Source organism: Polaribacter sp. Z014 (assembly GCF_023555435.1).
In the GTDB taxonomy this organism is placed as follows: domain Bacteria; phylum Bacteroidota; class Bacteroidia; order Flavobacteriales; family Flavobacteriaceae; genus Polaribacter.
Genome location: NZ_JALCZP010000029.1, coordinates 23,511 through 32,448 on the forward strand (window position 1 = coordinate 23,511; position 8,938 = coordinate 32,448).

Genomic DNA, 8,938 nt, shown 5'->3' on the forward strand with positions numbered 1-8,938 from the left:
AAGTGATTTCTTTTTGTGATAAAAAATTATGAGTTTTCTGAAACTTTTAAACGCGCTTTTGCCGTTACAGAAATATCAGAATAATTGTTGTTTAAGTATTTTAAATATCCCGTTATGGCAATCATGCCAGCATTATCTGTGGTATACTCAAATTTAGGGATGTAGGTGGTCCAACCAAAATGTTTTTCGGCTAATTGTAAACGATTTCTAATTTCTGAATTTGCAGAAACACCTCCGGCAATAGCAATATGTTTAATGCCTGTTTGCTTTACCGCATTTTTTAGCTTATCCATTAAGATTTCTACAATAGTATACTGAATAGAAGCGCAAATATCATCTAAGTTTTCTTCAATAAAGTTTGGGTTTATTCTAACTTGTTTCTGAATAAAATATAAAATACCTGTTTTTAATCCACTAAAACTAAAATCTAAATCGCCTACTTTTGGTTTTGTAAATTGATAAGCTTTTGGGTTTCCTAATTTTGCGTGCTTGTCTATTAATGGACCTCCAGGGTAAGGAAGACCCAAAATTTTTGCAGATTTATCAAAAGCTTCACCAACAGCATCATCAATTGTTTCTCCTAAAACTTCCATTTCAAAATGATTGGTCACTTTAACAATTTGTGTATGTCCGCCACTAATTGTTAAACAGATAAAAGGAAAAGGTGGTGTTTTACTATTTTCTTCTTCAATAAAATGCGATAAAATATGTGCTTGCATGTGGTTTACATCAATTAAAGGAATTTGTAAACCGATGGCTAGAGATTTTGCAAAAGAAGTACCCACTAATAAAGATCCCATTAAGCCCGGACCTCGCGTAAATGCAATTGCAGACAAATCTTCTTTGGTAATGTTTGCTTGCGCTATAGCTTGTTGTACAACAGGCACAATGTTTTGTTGGTGTGCTCTAGAAGCCAGTTCTGGAACAACACCGCCATATTTAGAATGTATTTCTTGGTTAGCTACAACATTGCTCAGTATTTTTTCGTTACAAATTACTGAAGCACTAGTATCATCACAAGAGGATTCTATCCCTAATATATAAACCTGTTTTTCCATTAAAAATATTAATTTAAAGCAAAATTAAGGATAATTTTAGGTTGTCGTCCTTTTTTAAGAATAGAAATTTAATTCTTTATTAAATTTGCACGTTCTTTGTAAGAACTGGCAATATTTTTGATTAGTATTTAACATATTGTTACATTCATTTTAAATAGAGAGCGTTATCAAAAAAGTTGGAAAAATAATACTGAAATGGCTGGGGTACTTTGTGCTCTTTATGCTACTCATTAGTATTATACTTTCTATTCCTGCTATTCAAACAAAATTAGGGAGTTACGCTACTAAAAAATTGAATGAGGATTTTAATACCAATATTTCTGTAGAAAAAATAGATTTATCCTTTTTAGGAAATGTACAGTTAAAAGGAGTCGATATTAGAGATCATCATAAAGACACTTTAATCTTTGTAAAAAAATTAACAACTTCTATTTTAAACGCTAAAAAAGTTTTAGAAAGTGAAGTTAGTTTAGGTAGTATTTCTTTAGATGGTGCTTATGTGTACATGAAAACTTATAAAGGGGAAAAAGACGATTCTATGGCTGTCTTTATAGATAGCTTTGATGATGGTTCTCCAAAAGACTCTCTTGCGAACCCTTTTATATTAAAATCTTCTAATGTTTATGTAAGTGATTTAAATTATAAATTAATCAACGAAAATAGTAACAATCCTATTTTATTTTCCGCAAGTAATGGAGGAGGGAATTTACAAGATTTATTGGTTTATGGGCCTGATTTTTCTTCAAAAATAAGAGGACTCTATTTTGTTGATAATAGAGATTTAGAGGTTACTAATTTAACAACAGATTTTTCGTATTCTAAAACCGCAATGCATTTTGTAAATACAACATTGCAAACTAGAAAATCCGATATTAATGCCAATATAGATTTTACGTATAAAAGAGAAGATTTAGTAGATTTTAATAATAAAGTAAATATAACTGCAACCTTTGCCAAGAGCAATATAGCTATACCCGATTTAAAAAAATATTATAATGAATTAAATGGCAATGATGACATTTCCTTTACAGGAGATTTTAAAGGGAAATTAAATAATTTTGCTTTAAACAAACTTCGATTAACCTCTAGAAAAGGAATTAGAGTAATTGGAAATTTAGGTTTTGTAAATGCCGTTAATTTTGAAAAGGGATTTATATTTAGAGGTGATTTAAGCGACTTAACGGCAACTTACAGCGAGTTAAAAAGTGTTTTACCTAATGTTTTAGGAAAAACATTGCCATCTGAATTTGCAAAATTTGGAAAATTTACAATAAAAGGAAAAATTAATGTAACCCGTAAAGAAATTAAAGCCAATCTAGATTTAAAATCTGAAATAGGAGGCGCTATAACAGACCTACAAATTTCTAATATAGATGATATCGATTATGCTGCCTATAGTGGAAAAGTAGCGTTACAGAAATTTAATATTGGTGAGTTATTCAATGATCCTTTATTTGGTGAGGTTTCTTTGAAAGGAGATGTAAAAGGTAGTGGTTTTAAACTAGAAAACATAAATACTTCTTTTGTTGGTACTATATCAGGACTTAACTTTAAAGGGTATAATTACAAAAATATTGAAGCTAATGGTCAATATCAAAATAATAAATTTGATGGAGATTTAAAAATTGATGATGCTAATTTTAAAATGAATTTTAATGGGTTGGCAGATTTATCAACCGAGATAAATAAGTTCGATTTTAAATCTAATATAGAGTATCTAAATTTAAAAGAAACAAATCTTTTTACAAGAGATAGCATTGCTATTTTAAAAGGAAATATTGAGTTAGATGTAGAAGGGAATACCTTTGATGATATTACGGGTAAAGCAACTTTTAAAAATATTTTATATACAAACCAAAAAGAAGAATTTAATTTTAAAGAATTTAATGTAACCTCCTCATTAAAGGATAGTATTAAAACAATAGAAGTGGCCTCTAAAGATATTGCAGAAGGATATCTATCAGGTAAATTTTCTTTTTCTGAATTGTTACCCGTTGCGCAAAATGCCTTAGGTAGTATTTATACAAACTATACACCTTATGCTGTAAAGCCTAATCAGTTTTTAGATTTTAATTTTACTATTTATAATCAAATTGTTACTGTTTTTTTTCCTGACATTTCTATTGATGACAATACCAAGATAAAAGGTAAAATTAAAGCGGATAAAAATCAATTAAGGTTAACGTTTTCTTCACCTAAAATTGAAGGCTACGGCAATGAAATTAAAGATATTTTATTAAGGACAGATAATCAAAACCCACTTTATAATTCGCATTTAACGGCATCAGAAGTAAATACAAAATATTATAATATATCAAAATTAAACCTGTTAAGTTTAAATCAAAATGACACTTTATATTTTAAATCTGTTTTTAAAGGAGGAGATTTAAAAAATGAAGACTTTAATCTCGATTTCTTCTACACATTTAATCCAGAGGGGAAATCTGTAGTTGGGTTTGAAAAATCTTCCTTTATTTTTAAAGAAAACACATGGAATATAGACCCGAATGAGCAGAGTAAAAATAAAGTTACTTTTAATATAAAAGAAAATGATTTTGATTTTAGTCAGTTTAAATTAACATCAGGAGAGCAAGAAATTGAGTTTTCAGGTAGTTTAAAAGGAGAATCAGAAAAAATACTTTTAGCCGATTTTACCAAAGTAAAATTACAAAGTTTTTTACCTAAAATAGATAGTCTTGCTTTAAAAGGAGAGCTTTCTGGTCATCTAGATTTTGTGCAAAATAAAGGAATTTATAGTCCGGAAGCGTTACTTTCTATTCATGATTTTGAAGTAAATAATTTTAAGCAAGGAGATTTATCTTTAAATGTTAAAGGAGATAACTCTTATGAAAAATATAAGGTAGATTTATCTATAAATAATAAAAAGGTAAAAAGCATTGCTGCTACCGGTTCTTTAGATTTTTCAGAAAAAAGACCTTTAATAGATTTAGATGTCTATTTAGAAGAATTTGGGTTGGATGCTTTTAGTCCACTTGGGCAAGATGTTTTATCCTCTATAAGAGGAACTGCAAATGGAGATTTTTCTCTACGAGGTTTTTTAGGGAACCCAGAAATGGAAGGTACTTTAACTCTTAAAAATGCAGGTTTAAAATTTCCGTATCTAAATGTAGATTATGATTTTGAAGGAGAGTCTATTATTAGTTTGCAAGATCAATCCTTTATTTTTGAAGGTATCTCTTTAATAGATACCAAACATAAAAGTAGCGGAAGATTGATTGGAGATATTACTCATTTAAATTTTAAAAAGTGGTTTTTAAATATAGAAATAGAAAGTGATAACTTATTAGTCTTAGATACCAAAAACACAGATGAAGCTTTATATTATGGTACGGCCTTTATAGATGGTACCGCTAATATTACAGGTTTAACAGATCAATTAACCATAGATATAAATGCTAAAACAATGCCCGGAACCGCTTTTGTTGTTCCTCTTAAAGATGTAGAAACGGTAGATAGTTATCGTTTAATTCATTTTAAATCGAAAGAAATAGCCGTTAAAGAAAAGCAAAAGGAAGTTGCTCTAGAGGCTATAAAAGGTTTGTCTTTAAATATAGATTTAGACGTAACAAAAGATGCAACTGCTCAGGTAGTTATAGATGAGGTAAATGGGAGCCAGTTAACAGGAAAAGGGAAAGGAAACCTTAGAATTGAGATAAATACTAGAGGGAAATTTAACATGTTTGGCGATTATATGATTGATAGTGGAGTTTACGATTTTAAATATGGAGGTATAGTAAATAAACCATTCTTAATTCAAAAAGGAGGTACGGTTTCTTGGAATGGAAATCCTTATGAAGCAAATTTAGATGTTACTGCAATTTATAAAGCAAAAGCAAACCCTGCTGTTTTGTTAGATAATTTTAACTCTAATAGAAAGATAGAGGTAGATTTAGTTACTAGAATTACAGGAGGATTATTTAGCTCTAAACAAGAGTTAGATATTCAATTATCAAATGTAGACCCTTCAATAGCTAGTGAGTTAGAATTTATATTAAATGATAACAATGTAAATGAGAAAACAACACAGTTTATATCCTTACTTGCGTTTGGTAGTTTTGCAAATCCAGATAAAGTAGATTTTAATGCAGGAGAAACCATTTCTAATACAGCTTCTAGTGCTGTAGCTGCAGCTTTTTCTAGTTTATTAAACAACCCTGATGGTAAATTTCAATTAGGAGTAGATTACCAGCAAGGAAATAGTGGAAGTGATATAGAGAGTCTAAATACAGATAATCAAGTAGATGTTTCGGTAAGTACACAATTAGGAGATAAAGTTATTATTAATGGAAAAGTAGGAGTGCCAGTTGGTACTCAAACCCAATCTAGTGTTGTTGGCGAAGTAAAAGTAGAAGTATTATTAAATAAAGAAGGCAACTTTAGAGGAGTAATTTTTAATAGACAAAACGAAATACAATATTCTACAGAAGAAGAAGGATATACACAAGGAGTAGGGCTTTCTTATCAAGTAAACTTTAATTCGCTTTCTGGCTTGTTAAGGAAAATTAGGGGTAAGAAGAGTGTAATAAGAAGAACACAGGCTCAAGTTAAGAAAGATTCAATATTTAAATTAAAGGATAATTTAATTAATTTTGAAGGAAACTAATAAATGTACTATTTATTACTAAAAATGATTTTTATCATTTAATTTTCTTGTATGTGTTGTTATTTTTGCAGCTTAAAAAAAAATAACAATATAATAATGTATTCCATTAAATTTAATCAAAAAAAATAGCTATTTTTCACCTATAATAACAAAAAATAGCCTAAAACGATTTCGTAGTTTTATTATTTTAAATGGTTATAAAGCAGTAAATTTACATCAGAATATATGAAGAAAATAAAAAAAATAGCCGTTATGACTTCTGGGGGAGATGCTCCTGGAATGAACGCCGCAATTAGAGCAGTAGTTAGGACTTGTGCCTATTATAGTTTAGGTTGTGTAGGAATATATAGAGGGTATGAAGGTTTAATTGAAGATGATCTTGTAGAATTAAATGCAAGAAGTGTTCATAATATAATAAACAAAGGAGGAACAATCTTAAAATCTGCAAGGTCTAAAGGATTTAGAACTAAAGAAGGAAGACAGAAAGCTTACGAGAATTTAGTAGAACGTGAGGTAGATGCATTGGTTGTAATTGGTGGTGATGGTTCTTTTACAGGAGCAGTATTATTTAATGAAGAATTTGATTTTCCTGTAATTGGTATTCCTGGTACTATTGATAATGATATTTTTGGTACATCACATACTTTAGGTTACGACACCGCTTTAAACACAGCTGTAGAAGCAATTGATAAAATTAGAGATACAGCATCTTCACATAACAGACTTTTCTTTGTTGAGGTTATGGGACGTGATGCAGGTTTTATTGCATTAAATGCAGGTGTTGGAGCAGGAGCAGAAGAAATCTTAATTCCTGAAGAAGATTTAGGATTAGATAGATTACTAGAGTCTTTAGAAAGAAGTAGAAGAGCAGGTAAATCATCTAGTATTGTTGTAGTAGCAGAAGGTGATAAATCAGGAAGAAACGTTTACGAATTAGCTAAATATGTAGAAGAAAATTTACCAGAATATGACGTTAGAGTTTCTATTCTTGGGCATATGCAAAGAGGTGGTTCTCCATCTTGCTTCGATAGAGTTTTAGCAAGTAGATTAGGTGTAAAAGCCGTAGAGTTACTATTAGACGGTAAAACAAATTTAATGGTAGGTTTAAAAGATAATAAAGTGATTAGTACAGATATTAGAGAAGCAATTTCTGGCGGTCACTCCATAAACTATGAGTTACTTAGAATTTCAGATATTATAACAACATAAAATAATTAATTAAAAACGATTAAAATGATTAAAATAGGAATTAACGGATTTGGAAGAATTGGAAGATTAGCATTCCGATCTACAGTAAATAGAAAAGACGTACAAGTAGTAGGTATTAATGATTTATTAGACGTAGATTATTTAGCTTACATGTTAAAATACGATTCTGTTCACGGAGCATTTGATGGAACTGTTGATGTAAAAGACGGTAAATTAATTGTAAACGGAAACGAAATTAGAATTACAGCAGAAAGAAACCCAGCAGATTTAAAATGGGATGAAATTGGAGCTGAATATGTAATTGAATCTACAGGATTTTTCTTAACAGAAGAAACTGCAGGAAAACACTTAGAAGCTGGAGCTAAAAAAGTAGTTTTATCTGCACCATCTAAAGATCATACACCAATGTTTGTAATGGGTGTTAACAATACAGAATTAAAAGCAGATCAAAAGATTTTTTCTAATGCATCTTGTACTACAAACTGTTTGTCTCCTATTGCAAAAGTATTAAACGATAACTGGGGAATCTCAGAAGGTTTAATGACAACTGTACATGCTGCAACTGCAACTCAAAAAACTGTTGATGGTCCTTCTATGAAAGACTGGAGAGGTGGACGTTCTGCTATTGGTAACGTAATTCCTTCTTCAACTGGAGCTGCAAAAGCTGTTGGAAAAGTAATTCCTGCATTAAACGGAAAATTAACTGGTATGGCTTTTAGAGTTCCTACTATGGATGTTTCTGTTGTAGATTTAACTGTGAAGTTAGAAAAACCAGCTACATACGCAGAAATTTGTGCTGCAATGAAAGCTGCTTCAGAAAGTGATACAATGAAAGGTGTTTTAGGATACACTGAAGATATGGTAGTTTCTCAAGACTTTGTTGGAGATACTCGTACTTCTATCTTTGATGCTAAAGCTGGTATCGCATTAAACGATAACTTTGTAAAAGTTGTTTCTTGGTATGATAACGAAATGGGTTATTCAACTAAGATTGTAGACTTAATCGAATACGCTGCTTCTTTATAATATAAAGTAGTTTATACATAAATAAAAACCTGATAGAATTAATTTTCTATCAGGTTTTTTTATCTTTAGAAGATAATAAATTTAATACATATTTTATGGAAATAGCAATCATTGCTCATGATGGTATGAAAGCAGAAATGGTTCAATTTTTAAATGAACATAAAGAAGCTTTACTTCAAAAGAAAATTAATCTAGTTTCTACAGGAACAACCGGAACTAAAGCAGAGAAAGCTGGGTTTAAAGTAACTAAGTTTTTATCTGGGCCAATTGGAGGAGATGCTCAAATTGCTGCTAGAGTTGCAGAAGGTAAATGTAATATGGTGTTGTTTTTTAGAGATCCTCATGCAAAACATCCTCATGAACCAGATATTATGATGTTACTTAGAATTTGCGATGTACACAATGTGCCTTTAGCAACTAATCCTGCTACTGCAGATTTATTAATTAAAGCTATTTAATGGCAATTGCACTAATTTCTACATTTACAAATTTTGGTAAATTTGCTACTTCAACTGTTTCTCTTGCAGGAGCAGTTTCTTCATTAAAATAGTTTCCGTAAATAGCATTTATTTCTCCGAAATTATTCATGTCAGAAATAAAAATAGACGTTTTAATTACGTTTTCGAAAGTCATATCAGCGGCAGCTAAAACTTCTTTTAGATTTTCCATAACCTGCGTTGTTTCTTCTTTTATGGAAGATAAAACCAATTCTCCGTTTTCTGGATTGATGGCAATTTGACCAGAAGTATATAATGTGTTGCCACTTAATACAGCTTGATTATAAGGTCCTATTGGAGCTGGTGCTTTTGAAGTAGTTATTATTTTTTTCATGGTATTGTAATTTTTAAGTTTTTTTGAATTGTAATGTAACAAAGTTAATAAGTTTTAACGATTCTTATAACTTGACGGTTAAGATTTTTTAGTTTTGAATACTGAATACTGAATACTGAATACTGAATACTGAATACTGAATACTGAATACTGAATACTGAATACTGAATACTGAATACTGAATACTGAA

General features: G+C 30.1%; 6 protein-coding genes. 4 read left to right on the forward strand and 2 right to left on the reverse strand.

Going from position 1 to position 8,938, the window contains the following annotated elements:
• Window positions 1-26: 26 nt before the first annotated feature.
• A complete protein-coding gene (tsaD, locus tag MPF19_RS17575; protein WP_203395178.1) occupies window positions 27-1,058 on the reverse strand; it encodes a tRNA (adenosine(37)-N6)-threonylcarbamoyltransferase complex transferase subunit TsaD in 1,032 nt (343 codons plus the stop codon).
• A 220-nt stretch (window positions 1,059-1,278) separates the two neighbouring features.
• On the opposite strand from tsaD, the gene MPF19_RS17580 reads away from it, so the two are divergent.
• From MPF19_RS17580 to MPF19_RS17595, 4 genes are all read left to right on the forward strand, one after another.
• Window positions 1,279-5,682 (forward strand): translocation/assembly module TamB domain-containing protein, encoded by a 4,404-nt coding sequence (locus MPF19_RS17580; RefSeq protein WP_249989584.1) that lies wholly within the window; start codon window positions 1,279-1,281, stop codon window positions 5,680-5,682.
• Window positions 5,683-5,907: 225 nt separating this feature from the next.
• Window positions 5,908-6,891 (forward strand): 6-phosphofructokinase, encoded by a 984-nt coding sequence (gene pfkA / locus MPF19_RS17585; RefSeq protein WP_203395180.1) that lies wholly within the window; start codon window positions 5,908-5,910, stop codon window positions 6,889-6,891.
• 24 nt (window positions 6,892-6,915) lie between these two features.
• Window positions 6,916-7,917: a type I glyceraldehyde-3-phosphate dehydrogenase gene (gap, locus tag MPF19_RS17590; RefSeq protein WP_203395181.1), complete on the forward strand. Its 1,002-nt coding sequence runs from the start codon at window positions 6,916-6,918 to the stop codon at window positions 7,915-7,917.
• Between the two features lie 95 nt (window positions 7,918-8,012).
• Window positions 8,013-8,375: a methylglyoxal synthase gene (locus tag MPF19_RS17595; protein WP_203395182.1), complete on the forward strand. Its 363-nt coding sequence runs from the start codon at window positions 8,013-8,015 to the stop codon at window positions 8,373-8,375.
• Here MPF19_RS17595 and MPF19_RS17600 read toward each other — a convergent pair.
• Window positions 8,368-8,748, reverse strand: a complete 381-nt coding sequence (locus tag MPF19_RS17600; RefSeq protein ID WP_203395183.1) for a RidA family protein — start codon at window positions 8,746-8,748, stop codon at window positions 8,368-8,370. The genes MPF19_RS17595 and MPF19_RS17600 overlap by 8 nt on opposite strands.
• Between the last annotated feature and the right edge of the window lie 190 nt (window positions 8,749-8,938).